We start from the raw sequence: 22,690 nt of genomic DNA on the forward strand, positions 1-22,690 counted from the left end.
CCTACCCTTCGACGATTTGGTTTCCGTTAAACTCCCGTTGTACCAAGGCGTCGATTCGTTGAATCAAAGCCAGGCGATTGTTTCTGAGGCCTTCGTCTTCCGCCATGATCATGACGCGGTCGAAGTACAAGTGAATGGCGTCGGTTAAGGAATCCAACAGCGCCAAATACCTTGCGTCGTCGCGTTTTCTGTATGCTTCGTCGAGTTCCGCTTCCACTGCCAGGACCTTGTCGTAAAGGGCCCGTTCTTCTTCCGTTAAAATGGCTTCGTCGATCGTTTTGTCCTTCAGTTCGTTTTTCGAGGCGATGTTTTCTACCCGGGTTACGGCTTCCAGGAAGGATTTCCGATCCCCGTCGACGAAGAAGTTTTGCATGGCCTGTGCCTTTTCAAAGACGCGCAGGCTGTCTTCACCGTCGATGTCGTTTAATGCCTGAATAATGTCGTAGCGAATGCCGTCGGCATCCAACATGGTGTCGATGCGGCCGCGGAAGAATTTCAAGATTTGCTTGCGCACTTCTTCTTTATCGAAGACCAGGCCCATGGAATCCACGAAGGAGAACAGGGAGGCGTCGATGCAGTCGCTCAGGCTTAATTCCCAGTGTTTTTCGTTGATCATGCGCAAGATACCGATGGCCTTTCTGCGAAGGGCAAAGGGGTCTTGGCTGCCGGTGGGCACTTCGCCGATGGCAAAGAGGCCGCAGATCGTGTCGAATTTATCCGCCAGAGACACGATGGTGCCGGTGGTGGATTCCGGAAGATCCGCCCCGCTTGCGACGGGCATGTATTGTTCGCGAATGGCGTCGGATACGACGGATTCTTCGCCGTCGAGCTTGGCGTAAATGCTGCCGATAATGCCTTCAAGTTCCGTAAATTCCTGAACCATATTGGTCATAAGATCGGCCTTGGAAAGGTAGCAGGCGCGCTTGGCCGATTCCACGGTTTTGTCGCCTACGGCTAAAATTTCGCCGATGCGTCCCACGAGATCGGAAATGCGCTGCGTCTTGTCCGCCATGGTTCCCAATTTTTCCTGGAAGACGATGCCGCCCAATTGGCTCACGTAATCTTCCAAAGGTTTTTCTCTGTCGTTATCGAAGAAGAAGCGGGCATCTTCCAAGCGGGCTTCCAATACTTTTTCGTTGCCTTCGGCTACAACATCGGCATAGTCTTCGTTGCCGTTACGAATGGTGATGAAGTAGGGAAGCAAATCCCCTTCCGGGCTGTAAACCGGCGTGTAGCGCAGGTGTTCGCGCATGGGTGTCGTAATGACCACGTCGGGAAGGGAAAGGAATTTTTCCTGAACATTGCCCAAGACCGCCGTGGGGTATTCCACGATAAAGGTGAGCTCTTCCAAAAGATCGTCGTCTCTACGAATTTCGCCGCCGTTGGATTTGGCCATGTGGTTGATTTGATAGAGGATGGATTCTTTTCGCTTGTCCTGATCCAGGATGACGAAATTTTTCTCCAGGGCTTCTTCGTACTCGCGCACGTCCTTGATTTCGATGTGGCTGCTGCCCAGGAAACGGTGGCCGCGGGTCACATTGGACAGAGTGATGCCTTCCAAATCGAAGGGCACGACGCGGTCGTTCATCATGGAGAGAATCCAGCGAATGGGCCGTGCGAAGCGCAGGTTTTTTCCGCCCCAGCGCATGTTTTTAGGGAAGGGAATGTGGTGAATGGCATTGGGAATAATTTCCGCCAAAATCACTTCCGCCGGCTCGCCGGCTTTATGAATGTGGGCGTAGATGTATTCGTTGCCTTTGAGTTCGCGGACTTCCAAGTCCGCTTCCGTGACGTTTTGGCTGCGCATAAAGCCTTCCAGGGGCTTGTTCACGGAGCCGTCTTCTTTGTAGGCGATTTTCTTTGCCGGGCCCTTGACCCAATCTTCGATGTCGCCTTGGGTGTCGTCGATGCCGTGAATCATGAGGCTCAAGCGGCGGGGCGTGGCGTAGGCGTCGATGTGATCGAAACCTAAATTTGCTTCATTCAGCGCCGTTTCCACTAAATCCTTAAAGGCGTTTAAGGCATTTCGAATGTAGGAAGAAGGCAACTCCTCCACGCCTACTTCGATTAAATAGATATTGTCTTGATTACTCATGATCGTCCTCCCCGTTCTTAATAAGTGGGTAGCCCATGGCTTCTCTTTGTTGGATGTATTTTTGCGCCGTCAGGCGAGCCAAGTTCCGAACCCTGGAAATATACGACGCCCGTTGGGAAACGGAAATGGCGCCCCTGGCATCCAGCAGGTTAAAGGTATGTGAACACTTCAATACGTAGTCGTAGCCCGGCAGGACCAGATCCATCTCCAAGACGCGGCTCGCTTCTTTTTCGTACATATCGAATAATTGCTTGAGCAGGTCGATGTCGGCGATTTCGAAGCTGTATTTGGAGTGTTCGTACTCGGCTTTTTTAAAGATGTCGCCGTATTTAATGTGGCCGTTCCAGTCGATGTCGTAGACCGTGTCCACATCTTGCAGATACATGGCGATCCGTTCCAAACCGTAGGTGAGCTCGGCACTTTCCAAATCGCAGTTAATGCCGCCCACTTGTTGGAAGTAGGTAAATTGCGTGATTTCCATGCCGTCGAGCCAGACTTCCCAGCCCAGGCCCCAGGCGCCCAGTGTGGGAGATTCCCAGTTGTCTTCGACAAAGCGAATGTCGTGTTTTAAGGGATCGATGCCCAAAACTTCCAGGCTCTTTAAGTAAAGCTCCTGCACATCTTCCGGCGAGGGTTTTAAAATAACTTGCAGTTGATGATGTTGGTAGAGGCGGTTCGGATTGTCGCCGTAGCGGCCGTCGGCCGGCCGTCTGGAGGGCTCTACATACACGGTACGCCAGGGTTCGGGACCCAAGGTGCGCGTAAAGGTATGGGGGCTCATGGTTCCGGCGCCTTTTTCCGTATCGTAGGGTTCCAAAACCACACAGCCTTGCTCGTTCCAGTATTCTTGTAGTTTCTGTATCATTCCTTGAAAATGCATTTCTTCCTCCCCTCTACATCCTCAACTGTAGAGATTGTATGTTGTCCAGTTGTAAATTGACCACGGTGTAGACTTTCAGCAAGCGATAAATTTTTTCCAAGGTGGCTTTATCCACGTCTTCCAAATTTATCTTATCTAAAGAAGTATATAGCAAATGACGCAAAGTGTAAATATCCCGCCCGTCCAGAGGCTCTCCCCCGGCGACTCCCTCGGCCTCGACGGCGCCGCTGTCGGAAAGAAAAACGTAGCTCCCTTCGTCGGACTCGGGCAGCATGGGCCGGTAGCCCATAAAGCTTAAATACTTGATCAAGAAGCCGAGAAACACCGCAAGCGGAGCCTCCGTCAACGAAAGTTCGTGAAGGGCTTTTCGTATTAGGGAAAAGATTCGCGCCGTCCCCTCATCTTCCATGCTGCTCTTGTCCACGATCTCCACCAGGGCGGAGGCGTAGATCATGTTGTCGTAATTGTTTCTCAGGCCCATATTGGCCTGAAGGATTTTTCCGCTGTTTAAGTAGTAAAAGCTCTTGCCCGCACTCAGGCGATAGAGGCCGAAGGTAAAGGGCTCGCTTAATGCCACAGTGGCGGAGCGGCGGGATTTGGCCCCCTTCACCAAGACGGAAAGCTTCCCCGCCCGCTCCGTGTAGAGGCGAATGATCTTGTCGCTTTCGCCGTAGGGCATGGCGGCGAGGACCACGCCTTGACACTCAATCCGCTTTGTAGCCAAAGGCCTTGACCTTCTCGTCTTTTTCCCGCCAGTTTTTGCTCACCTTTACCCAGAGGCGCAGGTTCACGTGCTCGCCTAAGAAGGCTTCGATTTCTTTTCGCGCCTCCGTGCCGATGCGCTTCAGCATCTGGCCGTTTTTGCCGATAATAATGCCCTTGTGGGAATCCCGCTCCACGTAAATGGTGGCCTGAATGTCCATGTGGTCCTTCCCTTCGACTTCTTTCATGGAATCCACGGACACGGCCAGGCCGTGGGGCACTTCGTCCCTTAAATAGAAGAGGCCTTTTTCACGAATCAATTCGGCGACGATAAATTTCTCCGGCTGATCGGTGATCATTTCTTCGGGGAAGTATTGGGGGCCTTCCGGCAAATGGTCGAAGATGACATCCACCAAATGATCCACGTTTTCGTCGTTTAAGGCGGAGACGGGGACGATGTCTTCGAAGCGGTTCATGGCGGCAAATTTTGCGATAATGGGAAGTACTTCGTCTCTCGGCGCCACATCCACCTTGTTAATGACTAATATCGCCGGAATGTCCCGCCCTTCTTTTTCCATGGCGTCGAGAATCATTTGATCCTTCGGGCCCAGGTAGTCGCTCATGTCCACCACCATGAGGATCACGTCCACCCCTTCCATAGAGGAAACGCTGGTCTTTAACATGTAGTCGCCCAATTTGTTTTTCGGCGACTGAATTCCCGGCGTGTCGAGAAAAATAATTTGGCCCCGATCGTCGGTGTGGATCATGGTGATTTTATTTCTCGTGGTTTGGGCCTTGTTTGAAGTTATGGACAGTTTTTCCTTAAGTATTCTGTTTAACAGCGTGCTTTTCCCCACATTGGGACGTCCCACGACGCTGACAAATCCTGATTTATGCATCGACATCTCCTTTTACATTTTCCGGCCCGAAGCTGTGGGGCAAGAGCTCGTCCAGGGTGTGGACGTGGTAATTTTCTTCATCTTTCGCCACGACGACGGTGGCTTCTTTTCCGAATTCGCGGAGCACCTGGCGGCACACGCCGCAGGGATAGCCCATGTCCTCTCCCGCCACCACGGCGATGATTTCCACCGCCTTCGCTCCTTCGCTGATGGCTTTAAAGACGGCCACCCGCTCGGCGCAGACCGTGGGGGTAAAGGAGGCGTTTTCGATATTGCAGCCGGTGTAGATCTTGCCGTCGTCGGCGAGAAGGGCGGCGCCCACGGCGTAGTTCGAGTAGGGCACGTAGGCGGATTTTTGCGCCGCTTTCGCCGCGGCGATTAGTTTTTGAATTATTTCTTTTCGGTTCATCTTATCCCATCCAAACAAAAATAATAACGGCGACGGCGATGCCTAAGACGGCCCCCGCCACGGTTTCCATGGGCTTATGTATTTCCCCTTCGATGCGGCTTTCCGCCACGAGAAAGGCCAGGCCGAAGGCGAGAGCCGCGATAAATCCGTTCATGGAAATAAAGGTAATGGAAGCCGCCATGCAAAAGGCCAGGGCGGAGTGGCCGCTGACGGCACCGCCTTGAAAGTAGCTTCCCCCGTGTTCCCGCTTGTAGAGCTTCGCGCCCACGGTCAAGATCAATACGATAATAATGGCCACGAAGGTCAGGTGGGGCCCGGAGTTTTTAATCCGCACCAGGACCACGTCCGTAAAGGAAATGATCCGGTCGAAAAAGAGCAGATACCCCGTCACCGCCGCGTTGATCCCTGCAAGCAAGACGGCGCCGGCGCTGATGTCTTTAACGAGCTTCGCCATGGGGTGGTATTCCTGAGTCACCATGTCCACGGTGCGTTCGATGGCCGTGTTGAAAAGCTCCGAGACGATGACGAAGGTGACGGCAAAGAGCAGGGCGATAAATTCGATGCGGGACAGATTAAACAAAAGGCTGAAGGCGATAACCCCCAGCGCCGCCGCGTAATGAAATTTCATGTTTCGCTCCGAATGAATGGAGCTGATAATGCCCTGTACGGCAAAGTTAAATGAGTTGATAAAATTACCGCGTTTCATTTTCTTCCCCTTCGAATGCCGCGAGGAGCGCCTCTTCCCTGGCCCGCATGGCCGCCTTTTCCTCGGCCTCCTCGTGATCGTAGCCTACCAAGTGGAGCAAGCTGTGTACCGTAAGGTAGGTGAGCTCCCGGCGGTAGCCGTGGCCGAATTCCTCGGCCTGCTCCTTCACTTTCGCCGTGTTGATGATGACATCGCCGAGGTTTCTGTAGTCGCCGTAGGCCTCGTCCATGGGAAAACTCAACACATCCGTCACCTTGTCCACGCCGCGAAAATCCCGATTCAGGGCGCGGATCTCCTCGTCTTCCACGAAGCTTACGGAGACTTCCACCTGTGCCTCTTCGGCGATTTTCGGAACCACGAAAGAGATCAGGGATTGAATTAAATCCCTGTCTTCTTCCGACAAGGCGATGGTCTCCTGCCGGTCGTCCATATAGAGGCTAAGTTCGGTCATGGCCCTTCCCCTTTTGGTCCTTGTTGTCCTTACCGTCTTTGCTTTCCGATTCCTCGGCCTGTTTTTCCTTTTCCCGATCGAAGCGATCGTAGGCGTCGATGATTCGTTGCACCAAGGGATGGCGTACGATGTCGTTTCGGCCCAGGCGAATGATCTCGATGCCCTTGACGCCGTCCAAGATTTTAAGCACGGTCTTCAGGCCCGATTGCTTGCCCCGAGGCAAGTCGATTTGGGTCACGTCCCCGGTAATAATGGCCTTGGAACCGTAGCCCAGGCGGGTCAGGAACATTTTCATCTGCTCGTTGGTGGAGTTTTGTGCCTCGTCTAAAATGACATAGGCATTGTCCAGTGTGCGCCCGCGCATGTAGGCCAGGGGCGCCACTTCGATAAGGCCTTTTTCCAAATACTTTTGAAAGGCGTCTTGCCCCAGAATTTCAAAAAGGGCGTCGTAGAGTGGGCGCAGGTAGGGATCCACTTTCATCTGCAAATCCCCGGGCAAAAAGCCCAGGCTTTCGCCTGCCTCCACGGCGGGGCGGGTGAGGATAATGCGGTTTACTTCTTTTTCCTTAAAGGCCTTCACCGCGTTGGCCATGGCGATGTAGGTCTTTCCCGTGCCGGCAGGGCCGATGCCGAAGACCACGTCGTGGCTTCGGATGGCATCTAAGTAGCGCTTCTGCCCCAAGGTTTTCGGGCGAATGGGCCGGCCCATTTCCGTGTAGACGATGACGTCGTCCAGGAGGGAGGTGAAGCTGTCTTCGATGCCCGCCTGAACCAAGTCGATGCTGTACGCCACGTCTTTTTTGTCCACGCGCTTTTGCTTGTGAATGGCTTCGATTAAATTTTCAAGGACGATGCCCGCCTGTTTCACCTGGCCCTCTTCCCCTTTTACCGTGAGGCCGTCGTCTTCCTGGCGAATGGTCACGGAAAAAGCCTCCTCGATCATTTTCGTGTGTTCGTCTAAATGGCCGAATAATTCCTTTAACACCTTGGGTTCACTGATGCCGATAGCTAATTGATCTTGCAAAAACGTCTCCTTTACTTACGTTTACACTTGGGTTTGTCAAATACTTCGCTGTAAATAAACGGCCGGTAGGCCTCGTCGAACCGTTCGATGGCGGCAAAGGGCGAGGGCTTCGCGGCCTCCGGATCCACAGTTGCGGGCGCGACGGGAGCCTCTTCTTCGGCACGATGGGCGGCGAGGGCCGCTTCCGTGGCCTCTTTCAATGCCGCGTCATCCATTAGCCGCTTCTTTTTCAGCCGTTCTTTTTCCCGAGCGCGGGTTTCTTTTTTCGCCGGCTTTGCCTCGGGTTGTTGAAAACTTTTTATGGCCCGCTGCACCTCGATGGGCAGATCCTTATAATCCGCCTCCCGGTCGTGGCCTCTTCCCGTCTTTTCCTTTGTTCCCTGAAACTCTTTTATGGCCTGCTGCATCTCATCGGGCAGCCCCACGCCACGGGATTTCTTCTTCGCCTCCGTGCCGCGGCTTTCTTCCATGCGGCTTTTAATCAGACCGAAGAGCGCGATGAGGATGATGGGAAGGAGGCTGTTCATTCACGAGCCTCGTCGATTTTCTTTTTGTCTCCGCCGGCGATGGCTTCCCGCATGGCCGTGTCGCTCTTTAGGTTTTCAAGCTCGTAGTAACCGCCCACGGAGAGATTTCCGGATTTCAATGCTTCCGCTAAAGCCCTGGGCACTTCCGATTGGGCTTCCACGACGCGGGCGCGCATGGCTTCCACTTCCGCGCGCATTTCCTGTTCCCTGGCGATGGCCATGGAGCGGCGTTCCGATGCCTTCGCTTCGGCAATGCGCTTGTCCGCTTCCGCTTGGTCCGTTTGCAGGCGGGCGCCGATGTTTCGCGCCACGTCCACGTCGGCGATGTCGATGGATAAAATTTCGTAAGCCGTGCCCGAGTCCAATCCCTTTTCGAGGACCACGCGGGAAATATTATCCGGGTTTTCCAACACTTCCTTGTAGGTTCTCGACGAGCCTACGGTGGTGACGATGCCTTCGCCGACACGGGCGATAATGGTTTCTTCCCCGGCCCCGCCGACGAGGCGGTCGATATTGGCCCGTACCGTAACTTTGGCGATGACCAAGACCTCGATGCCGTCTTGGGCCACGGCGGAAATTTTCGGCGTCTCGATCACTTTCGGATTAACGCTCACTTGCACCGCTTCCAAGACATCTCTGCCCGCCAAGTCGATGGCGGCGGCCTCTTCAAAATTCAATTCTATGTCGGCCCGTTGGGCGGCGATGAGCGCATCAACAACGGCATCCACATTGCCCCCGGCCAGGTAGTGGCCTTCGACAGAGCCGATGTTTAAGCCCATGCCGGCTTTCGTGGCCTTGATCATGGGGTTGACGATTCGACGGGGTTTTACGCGGCGCAGGCGCATGCCGATGAGGTCGCTCATCCGCACTTTTACGCCGGAGAAAAAGGCCGTCACCCACAGGCCGATGGGCACCATGGTGAGTACGACGAGTAAAAAGACGACGATGACAAAGGCGATGATTGCGCCGAAAATAGTACCGAGTCCCATTGGAATTCCTCCTCTGATAAATCAATTATTTCTGCTGCGTTTTTCTTATAAGTACATTCATCGAAAGAGGCGGAGCGAAATCAGTCCACCTCTCTCACGAAAATGGTGCGCCCGCGAACGGACACAATCTCGATTTTTCGGTGGCCTTCGATTAAGGGGCCGGTGGAGCGCACGGTGACTTCCTCGCCGTTAAATTCCCCGATCCCTTCCGGGCGCAACTGCGTTCTTGAAAGGCCCACGTCCCCCACTTTCCACGGCATGAGCTTTTCCCTTTTAGGCGTATCTTGCCCCATGAGGCGCTTCACCATGGGCAGGCTCTCGCCTTTTTCCCACAGCCCTCGGGCCATTAAGAGCACGACGACGGCGGAAAGGAAAAAAGTGAACAAGGCCTGCACGCCGTTGTCCATGGCCAGAGCGAGGGAGATAAAAAACAAAACGATGCCGCTGATGCCGGCGATGCCGAATCCCGGCACGATGGCCTCCACAAGGACGAGGACGCCGCTCGCCAAAAACAAAAGCAGGGTGATAACCGACGCCGCGCCGCCGAAGATTCCCGTGATGAAGTAGATCAGCATGGCGGCCACGCCGAAGATCCAGCTTTTTGAAAATTCTTTGGAAAATAGGGCGTAGGTAAAACTCGCCAGACCCACGATGACCATGGCCGACCTAAGCCAGGGCAGAAGATCGGCGCCGGGGCCCGCCGCGTAAACCGGCGTCGCCGCGAAAAGAGAAACAAGCGACGTTAAAAAAATTTTCATGCCCACACCTCCCCATTTATTTATACCCGAGGAAATTATGCGTAATCGAAAGTAACCCGGAGAGGCTCTCCGGGTTACTTTAATTTAAAATGCGATTGACGATTGCGTTAACCGCCTTTCCGTCGGCGCGACCTTGCACTTTCGGCATAATGTTTTTCATGAGAAGACCCATTTGTTTTTTCTCCGTGATGTTGTTTTCTTCCATCACTTGGCGAATCAACTTTTCAAGCTCTTCTTCCGATAATTGTTCGGGCATGTATTTCATGAGAACGTCGATTTCCGCCTTCGTGCTTTCAACCAAATCGTCGCGGCCGGCTTTTTCGAATTCTTCGATGCTTCCCCAGCGTTCCTTGATTTCCTTGGACAGCACTTTGAGTACGCCTTCGTCGTCCAGTTCGACGCGTTCGTCCACTTCTTTTTGTTTAATCGCGGCGCGCACCATGGTGATCGTATCTTTCGCTCTCTTATCCTTCGTCTTCATTGCAGTTTTTAAATCCTGCATTAAGGTTTCTTTTAAAGACAAAATAACACCTTCTCAATTAGTATTTACGTTTTTTTCTGCGTGCTTCCTCAGATTTTTTCTTACGCTTTACACTGGGTTTTTCGTAGTGTTCGCGCTTGCGAACTTCTTTCAAAACACCACTGGAAGCACATTGTCTTTTAAATCTTTTTAAGGCAGATTCTAAAGACTCGTTTTCTCCAACGCGGATTTCCGACATGATTTCCCCTCCCCTCTTTTTGAAAAGAGTGAATAGCCTTTTCGGCTAAATTCTTAACTATTATACACGTTTCGAAAGGGGAATTCAACAAATCCTAAGGTTTTTCAATGATTTAACCCGGTGGCCATTGCAGGCTTCTTCCGCCTAAAACGTGGAAGTGCATGTGTTTTACCGACTGGCCGCCGTCTTCGCCGATATTGTGTACGACGCGGTAGCCGTTTTCGAGGCCTTCTTCCCTTGCCAAGTCGCGAATCTTTTTAAACACGTAGCCGATGAGTTCGCTGTCTTCGTCTTCCATGGCATCGAGGGAGTCGATGTGTTTTTTCGGAATCACCAAGAAGTGTACCGGCGCCTGAGGTTCAATGTCTTTAAAGACGTAGACCTTGTCGTCTTCGTACAAGCATTGGGAAGGAATTTCGCCTTCGATGATCTTACAAAATAGACAATCCATTGGCATGCTCCTTTCTGATTCGGCCGGTGATTTCACCGCCTCTTTCTCCCTCAATTGTAACATATTCAAGGGTGTTTCTCAGATCTTCTTTTCCCTCTACGGACAGGTAAATGTAGTTGGGGGTGTAGCCGTAATTTTTGTCGTCTTTTTTCTCTTCAAAGAGCACGGGATAGGTCTTGCCGATTCTGTCTTTTACGAAATCCGCGGCGAGTTTGTCTCCGAGAGCGATCATGCGGGCGGCCCGCTCTTTTTTCACCGGGCCGGGGATTTGATCCTTTCTGTTGGCGGCCGGTGTGTTTTTCCGCATGCTGTAAGGAAAGACGTGGAGACGGGAAAAGCCCATTTCCTCGACGAAATCCAAGCTCTCCTCGAAATCTTCTTCACTTTCGCCGGGAAAGCCCACGATCACATCGGTGGTGAGCCCGGCATCGGGAAAGACGCGCCGGATGCGCCGCACCGTGTCCCGATATTCTTCGGGGGTGTAGTTGCGATTCATCTCCCGCAGGGTTTTTTCTGCGCCGCTTTGCAGAGACAGGTGGAAATGGGGCATAAAACGCTTCAGCTTGGCCACGCGGTTCAAAAAGTCGTCGGTCATGGTCATGGGCTCGATGGAGGAGAGGCGAATGCGCTCGATCCCTTCCACTTCATCCATGGCCTCGATGAGATCCACAAGGGCCACGTCTTCGGAAAGATCTTTTCCGTAGCTGCCCACGTGGATCCCCGTCAGGACGATTTCTTTAAAGCCGCTTGCAGCCAGGCGCTTCGCTTCTATCAATGCGTCGTCCATGTCCCGAGAGCGGATAAAGCCCCGGGCGTAGGGAATAATGCAGTAGGCGCAGTATTGATTGCAGCCGTCCTGCACCTTCATGTAGGCGCGGGTATGGTCTTCGATTTCTTTTATCTCTAAATGCTCGAAACCATCCCCTTGCTCGTGGGCCTCGACGTGAACGATTTGATCCGCGCCCTGAAAGAGCGCCTCCACATAGCCGGGCAGGGCGGCGCGATCTTTCGTGCCCAGCACCAAATCCACGCCGTCGATCTTCGCCACTTCCTCGGCGGAAACCTGGGCGTAGCAGCCGATGACCACCACTTTGCATTGGGGATTTTCCCGCTTGTGTCGGCGAATGATCTGGCGGCTCTTTCGGTCGCTTTCGTTGGTCACCGTGCAGGTGTTGATGATCGCCAGATCCACGTCCATGGAACCGTCGTGGGCATAGCCTTCTCTTTCGAGCATTTCTTCCACGGCTTCCGTTTCGTATTGATTGACTTTACAGCCCAGTGTATAGGTTTTAAATCGCCGCATGAACGCCCCTTTCTATTTTTCGCTTGATGACATAGGATGCCACGATTCCCGCCGTTTCCGTGCGCAGGATTCGCTCGCCCATGGTAATAAACTGCGCCTTCGCATCATGCAAGAGGGCCACTTCCCTTTCGGAAAAGCCCCCTTCCGGCCCGATGATCACATAGACTTTCTCCGCTGAGTCGAGATCCGCATCTTCGATTTCTACCGCCGCCTCCCCTTCGTAGCAGACGAGGAGCAAATCGTCGGGACCGGCCGCGGCGATAAGCCCGTCCACGGTGAGCAAATCGCCGACAACGGGCACCTTTCGCCGATTGGATTGCTTCGCCGCCTCTTCGGCAATTTTTTCGAAGCGGGCCTTCTTCCCATCATACTTCTTTGTGAGATTGGAAACGGATCGATCCATTTGCAGGGGAATAAAGCCGTCGATGCCGCATTCCGTGGCGTGTTTCAACACGGTCTCCGTCTTTTGATTTTTTCCCACGCCCTGAGCCAGGAAAAGCCGCGTAGACACATCTTTTTCTTCTACGGCTTCTTCTACGCGCACGAAGGCCTCGCCGCCGATGATCTCGAGGGTTCCCCGAAAGAGGCTTTCGTTCCATGCAATTTGAAGAACGTCCCCTTCCTTGGCCCGCAGGACCCGAAGCAGGTGATCCCTGTCTTCATCCCGCAAAATCGCACGCTCGCCCACGACGGGCTTCTCGTCTACAAAGAAATGCCTCATTTGATTCGCCTCGCCGCGACAGCCGACCAATCGCCCTTCGTTTCGCTCTCGAGAATCGCAAAGCCTTCTTTCACCAAGGCCGCCTTTACGTCCTCGAGTTTTTCTTTTAATATTCCCGAGGCGATGTAAATGCCCTCGGGCTTCACGTGGCGGTACACGTCCTTTGCCATGCCGATGATCACTTCGGCGAAAATATTGCTCACCACCACATCGGCCTCTTCGTTCACCACCTGAAAGAGGTCGCCGAGGCGCACGTCGATTTTATCTTCCAGTTGATTCTTCGCCGCGTTTTCCTTTGTGGCTTCGATGCACTGGGGATCCAAATCCCCGGCGATGACCTTCTCTGCGCCGGAGATGGCGGCGACGAGAGACAAGATGCCGCTTCCGCAGCCGATGTCGATGACGGAATCCCCCGGCTTCACGTAGCGCCTCAGGTAGCGGGCGCAGAGAAAGCTCGTGGCGTGATTGCCGCTTCCGAAAGCCATGCCAGGATCCAGCCACAGGATTTTTTCGCCGTCACGGGCGTCGTAATCTTCCCAGGTCGGCACGATGGAGAGGCCCTCGTCGACGGCGATGGGATGGAAGTAGCGCTTCCAGTCGTTGGCCCAGTCCTGATCCGCCACGGCTTCCGTGTCCACGGAAAAGCCCTTCGCCTTTGCTTCCGCCGCGATTTTTTCCATGGCGTCCGATTCTTCGGAATCGAAATAGGCCTTCAGTTCAAAGCTGTCCGCCGGAGCCTGAACAAGGTCCTCGTCGATGCAGTCCCAAATAAAGGCACCGTCCTTTAAATTGTCGATGGCGTCGGCGGAAATCACTTCGTAGCTGTCCACGCCCATGGACTGAAGGAGGATCTCTCCTTCTTCTTGCCGCGACCGTTCGCCGCTGAGTTTCAGCATGTGGTACATTGTCATTCAAAAAAGTCCTTTAGTTTTTGTAAAAATCCCTTTTCCTGCTCGGTCTTCTTGTTGCCCACCTCGCTGCGCAGCTGTTCTAAAAGCTCCCGCTCTTCGGCGGACACTTTCGTGGGAACGAGGATTTTCACCGTAAAGATCAAATCCCCGGCACCTTTTCTGCGCAGGAAGGGCACGCCTTCCCCTTGGATGCGGAAGTCTTTGCCGCTTTGGGTGCCGGCTGGAATGTCGTAGTCGATGATTTCTTTTAAGGTAGGCACTTTGATGGTGCCGCCTAAGACGGCGTCTTCGTAGCGAATGGGAATGTCTACGTATAAATTATTGCCTCTTCGCGTAAAGATGTCGTCTTCTTCCACGTGAAGGTACACGTACACCGTGCCGGCCTGGCCGCCGTTGTCGCCGGCGTGGCCTTCACCGGCCATGGTCATAATGCTTTGATCGTCGACGCCTGCGGGAATGCGCAAGTGAAGTTTTTTGTTTACCGTCTCTTTGCCGCTGCCCTTGCAGTGCTTGCAGGGCTCTTCAATGACAGTCCCCGTGCCGCCGCAGGTATCACAGGGCACCACGCGCATAAAGCGGCCGAAGGCCGAGGCGGTGGATTGGCGCACTTGGCCGCTGCCGCCGCAGGTTTCGCAGGTGTGGATCTTCGTCTCGTCTTCGGCGCCGGTGCCGTGGCAGTGGGAACAATTTTCCGTGCGGCGGATCTGAATGTCTTTTTCCGTGCCGAATACCGCTTCTTTAAAGGTCAGATTAATATCGTAGCGGATGTGGGCGCCGTCTCTGGGCGCCTTGGCTTGATTGCCGCCGGAAAAATTCGCGCCGAAGCCGCCGCCGAACATGTCGAAGAGGTCGCCGAAAATATCGCCGAAGCCGCCGGAGAATCCGCCGGAGGCGTAGTCGTTTTTAATGCCCTCTTCGCCGTAGACGTCGTAGGTGCTGCGCTTGGTTTCGTCGCTTAACACTTCGTAGGCGAGATTGACTTCTTTAAACTTGTGCTCCGCCTCTTCGTCTCCCGGGTGCAAATCCGGGTGGTATTGCTTCGCTTTTTTTCTGTATGCTTTTTTAATTTCCGCCGCCGTGGCGGTGCGCTCGATCTCTAAAATCTTGTAAAAATCTCTCATAGACACCATCTCTTTCTCTTCGCTCAAATAGTATTATCATATCCTATCTCCCGCGACTTTAAAAGATTCTAAACAAAAAAAGAGCACCGAAGTGCCCTTTTTACCCAAGTCATTACTTATCGTCTTCGTCGTCGACTACTTCATAATCGGCATCGACTACATCGTCGTCAGCTTTCGCTTCTTCACCTTGTTCGTTTGCTTGCGCTTGGGCTTGTTTATAAAGTTCTTCCGATACCGATTGGAAAGCCGTTTGAAGGGCTTCGGTCTTGGCCTTGATGGCGTCGATATCGTCCGTATCTTTGACGCTCTTCAAGTCTTCGATGGCGTCTTCAACTTTCTTCTTGTCTTCATCGGAAATCTTGCCGTCCACATCCTTGAGCGCGTTTTCGGACGCATAGATGACGGAGTCGGCGTTGTTTTTGATTTCGATGGCTTCTTTCTTCTTCTTGTCTTCTTCGGCGTGAACTTCGGCTTCGCGAACTTTTTCCTTGATTTCATCTTCCGTCAGATTGGAGGAAGAGGTAATGGTAATGTGTTGTTCCTTGCCCGTGCCTAAGTCCTTGGCGCTGACGTTGACGATGCCGTTGGCGTCGATGTCGAAGGTGACTTCGATTTGCGGTACGCCTCGACGCGCCGGTGCGATGCCGTCTAATTGGAAGCGGCCCAAGGTCACATTGTCTTGTGCCATTTGACGTTCCCCTTGAAGCACGTGAATGTCGACGCTGGTTTGATTGTCGGCAGCCGTGGTGAAGGTTTGGCTCTTCTTCGTGGGGATGGTGGTGTTGCGTTCGATTAAGCGGGTGGTGACATTGCCCATGGTTTCGATCCCTAAGGAAAGGGGCGTTACGTCTAAGAGGAGCAAGTCTTTTACATCGCCGCTCAATACGCCGGCTTGAATGGCTGCGCCTAAGGCGACACATTCGTCCGGGTTGATGTCTTTTTGGGGATCCTTGCCGATCAAGGTCTTCACCAAGTTTTGTACGGCGGGGATACGGGTGGAGCCGCCGACCAAGAGGACTTTGTCGATGTCCGATGCGGAAAGGTTGGCGTCTTTTAAGGCTTCCTTTACCGGGCCTTCGGTTTTCTTGACGAGGTCTCCTGTCAATTCGTCGAATTTCGCGCGGGAAAGGTCCATGTTCAAGTGCAAGGGACCTTCGGCCGTGGCGGTAATGAAGGGCAGGTTAATGTTGGTGCTCATGGTGGAAGAAAGTTCTTTCTTTGCCTTTTCTGCCGCTTCTTTCAAACGTTGCAAGCTCATGCGGTCGGCCTTTAAGTCGACGCCGTTTTCCTTCTTGAAGCTGTCGGCGATCCAGTCGATGATCTTTTCGTCGAAGTCGTCGCCGCCTAATTTGTTGTTGCCGCGCGTAGATTGTACTTCGAAGACGCCGTCGGAAAGTTCCAAGATGGACACGTCGAAGGTGCCGCCGCCTAAGTCGTAAATCATAACCATGCTGGAGTCCGTGTCCTTATCTTCGCCGTAGGCGAGGGCGGCTGCCGTCGGTTCGTTTACGATACGCTTGACGTCGAGACCGGCGATGCGTCCGGCGTCTTTCGTCGCTTGACGTTGAGCGTCGGTAAAGTAGGCGGGCACGGTGATGACCGCTTCGGTAATGGTTTCGCCTAAATAGCTTTCGGCGTCGGATTTTAATTTTTGTAAAATCATGGCCGAGATTTCTTGCGGCGAGTAATCCTTGCCGTCGATGGTGACCTTGTGGTCGCTGCCCATATGGCGCTTAATGGATGCCACGGTTCTGTCCGGGTTCGTGATGGCTTGGCGCTTCGCCGTTTCGCCGACGAGGCGTTCGCCGTCTTTGGTGAAAGCCACGATGGACGGGGTGGTCCGGTTGCCTTCGATGTTGGGGATAATCGTCGATTGGCCGCCTTCCATAACTGCGACGGCGGAGTTCGTTGTACCTAAGTCAATACCAATAATTTTTGCCATATTCATTTCCTCCTGAATGTACGTGTTTTCTGAGTGTACCTTTGTTAATCTATATTATTTTGAGACCTTCACCATGGCCGGTCGAATGACGCGGTCTTTCAGCTTGTAGCCCTTTTGCAAAACGTCGATGACCACATCGGCTTCGACGCCTTCTTTTTCTTCGATCATGACGGCGTGATGCAGATTCGGGTCAAAGGGCGCGTTCAGCGCGTCGATTTCCACGATGTCGTTTTTCGCCAGTTCGCCTCGGAACTGATCGGCGATCATCCGCATACCTTCGTAAAACTTTTCGTCTTTCACATCGTCTGTGGCCAGGGCCCGTTCGAAATTGTCCAGAATGGGCAGAATGTCCAGGGCCAATTTTTCCATGCCCAAGAGATGCATTTGCTGCTTTTCTTCGCCGCTGCGCCGGCGGAAATTGCTGTAATCCGCCTGCAGACGCAGGTAGCGTTCTTCCAGCTCCGCGATGCGCTCGTCTTTTTCCGACGCATCTTCCGCCACTTCATTTTCAGTTGCTTCGGTCGCTTCGGTCTCTTCGGTTTGTTTCATTTCTTCTTCCGTCGGATCCATGTCCTTCGGCATATCGTTATTATTTACTACCACTTCTCACCTCAACGTTCTTTTCCCAAGTCGCCTCGACAGTGCGTCGGTAAATGCCATCAGGGAATTTGCCGACTTTCTATAGTTCATCCGCACGGGACCGATTAAGGCGATTGCGCCCCAATCTGTGCCGTTCATCGGATAGATACGACTAATTAAACTGTTGTTCTGCATGCTTTTTTCCGTGTTTTCCGAGCCGATGCGAAAGCGAATGGCTTCGTCGCTCGGCAGGGGATTAAAAAGCCGTAATAGATTCGCCTTGTCCCGGACGTAATCCATCATGGATTTCATGCGCCCCGGATCTTGAAATTCTTCGTAGCGAAACAAATGGCCCACGCCGCTTATGACCACATCCACCTCTTCCACCGCGTGAATGACGCGGGAAAGGATTTCGGTGATTTGAAGGACGAAGGATTCGTAGCGCACGAGTTCTCCGGAGAGAACGAATTTCACGCCGTCGATGGCATCGAAGGGGGTGCCCACGAAGGCATCGGATAGGACGCCTGCAACGTAGCGCAGCTCTTCTTCGTCGACGCCGAAACCTAAGTCGATCATGCGCTTGACGACGACACCGCGGTCGCCGACGATGAGAAGCATGACCATGTGATCGTTCACGGGAATCAAGTCCAAATACTTCAGCCTGCGATCGCTTTTTCTCGGCACCATCATGAGCGCCAAGTTTTCCGTGTGATCGGCCAGGGCTTCCACGGCGGTGGAATAAAAAACCTCGGAGCCGTAGAGCTCCATGGGCATGGCCTCCTCGAAATGGGTTACGAGGGATTTCGGAGAATCGATCTCGGGAATCAATTCGTCTACATAAAATCGATAAGCGCCTTCGGACGGAATGCGCCCGGCGGAAGTGTGGGGCTTTTCTAAAAGGCCCAAGGCTTCCAAATCGCTCATTTCGTTCCGTATGGTCGCCGAGGATACGGCGAGGGTCGGGGATTTCGAAATGGTGCGACTGCCTACGGGCACCGGGGAGGCGATGTAGGACTCGATAATTAGGTTTAAAATATCTGTCTTTCTCTTGTCCAACATAACCTCCTTTCCATATTAGCACTTGAATCAATTGAGTGCCAATCGCTTATGGTCTTAGTATACCACGGTTTTAGCACTTGTCAAGGGCGATTGCTAAAAATAAAAAAGATTCCCCTTTCGAAGAATCTTTTTCGCGCATTTTCCGGTGATTTATTTCCGGGTCTTTTTAATTTTCATCTTTTAATAGACAGTCTTTACAGGCGAAAGAAATCCACTTCCACCCGATTAGCGAGATCCCTTCCCCTGTCCGTGAGGACCAGGCGATCGTCTTTCACAACGATCAGGCCGCCCTTGATGTTTTTTTCCATGGCCTCTTTGTGCACGTCTTTAAACCGCTCCCCGGAGGGCAGAGGCGCATCCAAGGGAATGCCCTCGTTGAGCCGTAGGCCCAGCATGGTGTACTCGTTGTCCCGATCCACGGGCGAGAGCACTTCTTCCTCTTCAATGGGCACACGATTTTCGCGCAGAGCCTCCTTGTAAGCGGAAAGATTTTGCACGTTTCTGTACCGCCGAGCGTTTAAGTGGCCGCTCGCACCGGGGCCTAAGCCGATGTATTCGCCTAAGTGCCAGTAATTTAAATTGTGGGCGCACCTATGACCGCCTTTTTCGAAATTGGAAATCTCGTACTGTTTATAGCCCAGAGCGGCGAGGCCTTTTTCGTAGGCGTGGACGTGGATGCGATCCGCCTCGTCTCTTTCCTCCATCGACTTTGCGTAGCGGCGGTAAAAGGCCGTGTCCGGCTCCACGATCAGGCTGTAAAGGCTCACGTGTTCCGGATCCAGGACCTCGATCATGGCGAGGCTCGCCGCCACGTCCTCCATGGTCTCCGAAGGGACGGAGGAGATGAAGTCCAGATTGATGTTTCTCGCCCCGCCCTCTCGTAAATGATGAAAGGCGTCCTCGGCAGTCGTTTTATCGTGAATGCGGCCCATGATGTTGAGCAGCCTGTCCGACGCGCTCTGAACCCCCATGCTGAAGCGATTGAAGCCCGCGTCGATGAGGGCGGCCACGTCGAGGCGAAGGACGCTTTCGGGATTTCCCTCCATGGTGATCTCTGCCCCTTCATTTAGAAAGGGGTGCAGCTTTTCCACGATCCCAACAAGGCGATCCGTGCCGATAAGGGAGGGGGTGCCGCCACCGAAAAACACCGTGCTTACGCCGATGCTCATGGCCTCTTCATAGAGCGCGATTTCTTTCATAAGATTTTCCGCGTAGTCGTCGAAATCCGCCTCGCCCTTTTTCGCCAGGGAGTAGAAATCGCAATAGTCGCACTTTTTTTCGCAAAAGGGCACGTGAATGTAGATGCCCGGGGACTTTTTCATAAAACCTCCAAAAAACGGACCCTTTCAGGTCCGCCTTTCTTATTTGTCTTCGTCGTATTTGAGGACGGCGAGGAAGGCTTCTTGAGGCACTTCCACATTGCCGATGGAGCGCATGCGCTTCTTCCCTTCCTTTTGCTTTTCCAAGAGTTTTCGCTTCCGAGAAATGTCGCCGCCGTAGCACTTGGCCAGTACGTCTTTTCTGACGGCGCGAATAGTTTCTCTGGCGATGATTTTGGAGCCGATGGCCGCCTGAATGGGCACGGCAAATTGATGGCGGGGAATGACGCCGGTGAGGCGCTCGCAAATTTTTCTGCCCCGCTCGTAGGCCTTATCCTTGTGAACGATCAGGGAGAAGGCATCCACCAATTCCCCGTTGATGAGAATATCCATTTTCACCAAATCGCCCTGTTCGTAGCCGATGAGCTCGTAGTCGTAGGAGGCGTAGCCCCTGGTCTTGCTCTTTAAGGCGTCGAAGAAATCGTAAATGACCTCGTTTAAGGGCAACTCGTAGGTGATTACCACGCGAGTCTCTTCCAAATAGTCCATGCTGATGTAGCGGCCGCGGCGCTCTTGGCAGAGCTCCATAATGGTGCCGACGTAGTCCGTGGGCGACATGATTTCAGCCCGCACAAAGGGCTCTTCCATGTATTCGATGGCCGTGGGATCGGGAAGGTTCGACGGGTTTTGAATCTCTTCCATTTCCCCGTCCACGGTGTGCACACGGTAGATAACCGAAGGCGCCGTGGTAATAATGTCCAAATCGAATTCCCGCTCCAGCCGCTCTTGAATGATTTCCATGTGAAGAAGTCCCAGGAAGCCGCAGCGGAAGCCGAAGCCCAGAGCCACGGAGGTTTCCGCATCGAATACCAGGGCCGCGTCGTTGACCTGGAGCTTTTCCAAGGCGTCACGCACGTCGGTATAGGATTCCCCTTCCGCGGGATAGATGCCGGAGTAGACCATGGGCACGACTTTTTTGTAGCCGGGCAGGGCTTCCTTCGGCGGATTGGCCGGATCGTAGATCGTGTCGCCGACCCGAGCTTCTTTTACGTTTTTAATGCTCGCCGTAATGTAGCCGACATCGCCTGCGGAAAGTTCCTTGAGAGGAATGCTTCCGTTGGCATTGACGCCCACTTCCACCACTTCGAATTCTTTTTCCGTAGCCCACATTTTAATGCGGTCCCCGGCCTTTACTTTGCCGTCGAAAATCCGCACGTAGCAAACCACGCCTCGGTAGCTGTCGTAAATGGAATCGAAGATCAACGCCTTTAGTGGCGCACTCGCATCCCCGGTCGGCGCGGGAATCTCGTCGATAATGGCGTCCAGCACATCGTCGATGCCCACGCCGTTTTTCGCGCTGATTAAAGGCGCATGCTCCGTGTCCAGAGCGACGATGTCTTCGATTTCTTTTTTCACTTCGTCCACGCGGGCCGAGGGCAAGTCGATCTTGTTGATGACCGGCACCATTTCCAAATCCTGATCCATGGCTAAGTACACATTGGCCAAGGTCTGTGCCTCCACCCCTTGGGTAGAGTCCACGACCAACAGCGCCCCTTCACAGGCCGCAAGGGAGCGGGACACCTCGTAGTTAAAGTCCACGTGGCCCGGGGTATCGATGAGATTTAAAATATACTCTTCGCCGTCTCGTTCGTGGACGAGGCGCACGGCCTTGAGCTTAATGGTAATGCCCCGCTCTTTTTCAAGCGCCATGGAGTCCAGCACTTGGGCGTCCATTTCCCGCTCCGTAAGCATGCCGGTCTTTTCGATGAGTCGGTCGGCCAAGGTGCTCTTTCCGTGATCGATATGGGCGATAATGGAGAAATTACGAATGTTTTTTTGACGATCGGTCATAGTACCTCCTTTATGCGTCCGTTAATGGCTAAATACAGTAAATTTCGAAAAGGGATAGTAGCGCAGCGCCGCCCGGGACCTTACGTGCTTCTTTTCCACCGGGCCGAAGTAGCGGCTGTCGATGGACATGCCCTGTTGGCGATTGTCCCCCATGACGAAAAATTCGCCTTCTTTTATATCCCAGGCCTTGTCCTGATAAATCCCCGTGGATACGCCGGGATGGGTGTAGTTTTCCTTTAAAGGCACGCCGTTGACGAAGACCTTGCCCTCTTCGATTTGAATGTGATCCCCGGGCAGGCCGATGACGCGCTTCACGTATTCTTTCCCCGACTCGTCCGGCGCGTCGATAATCACGATGTCGCCTCGCTTCGGATCGGAGAAGTAATTGGGAAAGACCAAACAGATCATGCGTTCCCTTTCGTGCAGTGTCGGTTCCATGCTTTGGCCGATGACCATGGTTGTGTTAAAGATGAAGTGGCGGATGACTACGGCCAATACCACCGCCATAATTACTATTTTTATCATTTCTACCGCCGTGGAAGACGATTTTCCTTTTCGCTTCAAAATGTTCCCCTTTCTTGAATCTGACTATTCATTTTACCACAAACCCGAGTTTTCTACATCTTTTGTAAACTTCCCCGAAGCCTTTCTTGCAAAAGGCCGGACCATGTGGTAAAATTCTACAAGTTAAGGTATCCAAAGGGATAAAATCACAGTCGGAGGTGAATCATGGCAAATATTAAATCCGCAATTAAGCGTATCGACAGAACGAAGAAAGAAACCTTGCGCAATAAATCCGTTAAAACCGGCATTAAGACGTCCATTCGCAAGTTCGAAGAAGCGCTTGACAAAGGTGATATCGACGAAGCGAGAGATCTCCTCCGCGCTGTCGACAAAAAACTCAAGAGAGCGGCATCCAAGAATGTTATTCATAAAAACGCGGCCGATCGTCGCATGAGCCGTTTGACCAAAAAGTTAAATCGCGCCAACTAAGAGAAAAGCTGAAAACAGCTGTTTTCAGTTTCAGACTGCAGACAAACTCCGAACAAAACTCGGGGTTTGTCTCTTTTTTGTGTATTTTTTCCATAAATCAGCAAAAGAAGGGCCGTCGCCTCCTCCGTCCCGCTCTTTTCGATCCATCATTAGTGCCAGTTTTTTCATGTTCATGCATGCAAAGGTCAGCACCGCTTTCAGGTCCATTTTCTTTCGTCCACGCTGGTTGGTGTAGCGAAGGCCATGGTATTCTTTGGCGCTGCCGAATTGCCGTTCGATGG

26 protein-coding genes are annotated in these 22,690 nt (G+C 53.0%); 1 reads left to right on the forward strand and 25 read right to left on the reverse strand.

All coding sequences use genetic code 11. The features are described from left to right. Window position 1: 1 nt before the first annotated feature. From glyS to lepB, 24 genes are all read right to left on the reverse strand, one after another. Entirely contained in the window at window positions 2-2,095 is a 2,094-nt protein-coding gene (gene glyS, locus DG046_RS07735; protein ID WP_108831936.1) for a glycine--tRNA ligase subunit beta, read from the reverse strand. Then, a complete protein-coding gene (gene glyQ, locus DG046_RS07740; RefSeq protein WP_108831937.1) occupies window positions 2,088-2,975 on the reverse strand; it encodes a glycine--tRNA ligase subunit alpha in 888 nt (295 codons plus the stop codon). Before glyQ ends, glyS begins: the two co-directional genes overlap by 8 nt. Window positions 2,976-2,988: 13 nt before the next feature. After that, window positions 2,989-3,699, reverse strand: a complete 711-nt coding sequence (gene recO, locus DG046_RS07745) for a DNA repair protein RecO (RefSeq protein WP_108831938.1) — start codon at window positions 3,697-3,699, stop codon at window positions 2,989-2,991. Continuing rightward, the gene (gene era / locus DG046_RS07750) at window positions 3,680-4,576 is read right to left on the reverse strand and encodes a GTPase Era (protein ID WP_199909600.1); all 897 of its coding nucleotides are present in this window, start codon (window positions 4,574-4,576) and stop codon (window positions 3,680-3,682) included. The genes recO and era overlap by 20 nt, the downstream gene beginning before the upstream one ends. Beyond that, window positions 4,569-4,985 carry a cytidine deaminase gene (locus DG046_RS07755; protein WP_108831940.1) on the reverse strand — a complete coding sequence of 139 codons (417 nt, stop codon included), beginning with the start codon at window positions 4,983-4,985 and terminating at the stop codon, window positions 4,569-4,571. Before DG046_RS07755 ends, era begins: the two co-directional genes overlap by 8 nt. 1 nt (window position 4,986) lies before the next feature. Then, complete coding sequence (locus tag DG046_RS07760) at window positions 4,987-5,691, reverse strand: diacylglycerol kinase (RefSeq protein ID WP_108831941.1); 705 nt, start codon at window positions 5,689-5,691, stop codon at window positions 4,987-4,989. Further along, entirely contained in the window at window positions 5,678-6,142 is a 465-nt protein-coding gene (gene ybeY / locus DG046_RS07765; protein WP_199909601.1) for an rRNA maturation RNase YbeY, read from the reverse strand. Before ybeY ends, DG046_RS07760 begins: the two co-directional genes overlap by 14 nt. Then, window positions 6,129-7,166, reverse strand: a complete 1,038-nt coding sequence (locus DG046_RS07770; protein WP_417878430.1) for a PhoH family protein — start codon at window positions 7,164-7,166, stop codon at window positions 6,129-6,131. Before DG046_RS07770 ends, ybeY begins: the two co-directional genes overlap by 14 nt. A gap of 11 nt (window positions 7,167-7,177) precedes the next feature. Then, window positions 7,178-7,693, reverse strand: coding sequence for a hypothetical protein (locus tag DG046_RS07775; protein WP_108831942.1), 516 nt, complete (start codon window positions 7,691-7,693; stop codon window positions 7,178-7,180). Further along, a complete protein-coding gene (gene floA / locus DG046_RS07780) occupies window positions 7,690-8,682 on the reverse strand; it encodes a flotillin-like protein FloA (protein ID WP_108831943.1) in 993 nt (330 codons plus the stop codon). The genes DG046_RS07775 and floA overlap by 4 nt, the downstream gene beginning before the upstream one ends. An 80-nt stretch (window positions 8,683-8,762) precedes the next feature. After that, on the reverse strand, window positions 8,763-9,440 hold the full coding sequence (locus DG046_RS07785; protein ID WP_108831944.1) for an NfeD family protein: 678 nt from the start codon (window positions 9,438-9,440) through the stop codon (window positions 8,763-8,765). 79 nt (window positions 9,441-9,519) lie between these two features. Further along, complete coding sequence (locus DG046_RS07790; protein ID WP_108831945.1) at window positions 9,520-9,963, reverse strand: GatB/YqeY domain-containing protein; 444 nt, start codon at window positions 9,961-9,963, stop codon at window positions 9,520-9,522. 16 nt (window positions 9,964-9,979) lie between these two features. Next, window positions 9,980-10,159, reverse strand: coding sequence for a 30S ribosomal protein S21 (rpsU, locus tag DG046_RS07795; protein WP_068367335.1), 180 nt, complete (start codon window positions 10,157-10,159; stop codon window positions 9,980-9,982). Window positions 10,160-10,271: 112 nt separating this feature from the next. Then, window positions 10,272-10,610: a histidine triad nucleotide-binding protein gene (locus DG046_RS07800; RefSeq protein ID WP_108831946.1), complete on the reverse strand. Its 339-nt coding sequence runs from the start codon at window positions 10,608-10,610 to the stop codon at window positions 10,272-10,274. Then, window positions 10,591-11,913, reverse strand: coding sequence for a tRNA (N(6)-L-threonylcarbamoyladenosine(37)-C(2))-methylthiotransferase MtaB (gene mtaB, locus DG046_RS07805; RefSeq protein WP_108831947.1), 1,323 nt, complete (start codon window positions 11,911-11,913; stop codon window positions 10,591-10,593). Before mtaB ends, DG046_RS07800 begins: the two co-directional genes overlap by 20 nt. Then, window positions 11,900-12,634 (reverse strand): RsmE family RNA methyltransferase, encoded by a 735-nt coding sequence (locus tag DG046_RS07810; RefSeq protein ID WP_108831948.1) that lies wholly within the window; start codon window positions 12,632-12,634, stop codon window positions 11,900-11,902. Before DG046_RS07810 ends, mtaB begins: the two co-directional genes overlap by 14 nt. Further along, entirely contained in the window at window positions 12,631-13,545 is a 915-nt protein-coding gene (gene prmA, locus DG046_RS07815; protein WP_108831949.1) for a 50S ribosomal protein L11 methyltransferase, read from the reverse strand. The genes DG046_RS07810 and prmA overlap by 4 nt, the downstream gene beginning before the upstream one ends. Beyond that, window positions 13,542-14,666 (reverse strand): molecular chaperone DnaJ, encoded by a 1,125-nt coding sequence (dnaJ, locus tag DG046_RS07820; protein ID WP_108831960.1) that lies wholly within the window; start codon window positions 14,664-14,666, stop codon window positions 13,542-13,544. Before dnaJ ends, prmA begins: the two co-directional genes overlap by 4 nt. Before the next feature lie 112 nt (window positions 14,667-14,778). Further along, entirely contained in the window at window positions 14,779-16,608 is a 1,830-nt protein-coding gene (gene dnaK, locus DG046_RS07825; RefSeq protein WP_108831950.1) for a molecular chaperone DnaK, read from the reverse strand. A gap of 54 nt (window positions 16,609-16,662) precedes the next feature. After that, window positions 16,663-17,211: a nucleotide exchange factor GrpE gene (gene grpE, locus DG046_RS07830; RefSeq protein WP_159082105.1), complete on the reverse strand. Its 549-nt coding sequence runs from the start codon at window positions 17,209-17,211 to the stop codon at window positions 16,663-16,665. Window positions 17,212-17,214: 3 nt separating this feature from the next. Next, window positions 17,215-18,243: a heat-inducible transcriptional repressor HrcA gene (hrcA, locus tag DG046_RS07835; protein ID WP_159082106.1), complete on the reverse strand. Its 1,029-nt coding sequence runs from the start codon at window positions 18,241-18,243 to the stop codon at window positions 17,215-17,217. A gap of 197 nt (window positions 18,244-18,440) precedes the next feature. Beyond that, window positions 18,441-19,568, reverse strand: a complete 1,128-nt coding sequence (gene hemW, locus DG046_RS07840; RefSeq protein ID WP_108831953.1) for a radical SAM family heme chaperone HemW — start codon at window positions 19,566-19,568, stop codon at window positions 18,441-18,443. A gap of 39 nt (window positions 19,569-19,607) precedes the next feature. Beyond that, window positions 19,608-21,416 (reverse strand): translation elongation factor 4, encoded by a 1,809-nt coding sequence (gene lepA, locus DG046_RS07845; protein WP_108831954.1) that lies wholly within the window; start codon window positions 21,414-21,416, stop codon window positions 19,608-19,610. Between the two features lie 21 nt (window positions 21,417-21,437). After that, entirely contained in the window at window positions 21,438-21,980 is a 543-nt protein-coding gene (gene lepB / locus DG046_RS07850; protein ID WP_234411485.1) for a signal peptidase I, read from the reverse strand. Window positions 21,981-22,145: 165 nt separating this feature from the next. Between lepB and rpsT the strand changes: the two genes are divergently transcribed. Next, entirely contained in the window at window positions 22,146-22,409 is a 264-nt protein-coding gene (gene rpsT, locus DG046_RS07855) for a 30S ribosomal protein S20 (RefSeq protein WP_108831955.1), read from the forward strand. A gap of 30 nt (window positions 22,410-22,439) precedes the next feature. Here the strand turns inward: rpsT and DG046_RS09750 are convergent. After that, the coding region (locus tag DG046_RS09750) for a transposase (RefSeq protein ID WP_199909602.1) at window positions 22,440-22,690 on the reverse strand (251 nt) is incomplete at its 5' end.

The organism is Aedoeadaptatus coli (assembly GCF_900343085.1).
Taxonomy (GTDB): domain Bacteria; phylum Bacillota; class Clostridia; order Tissierellales; family Peptoniphilaceae; genus Aedoeadaptatus; species Aedoeadaptatus coli.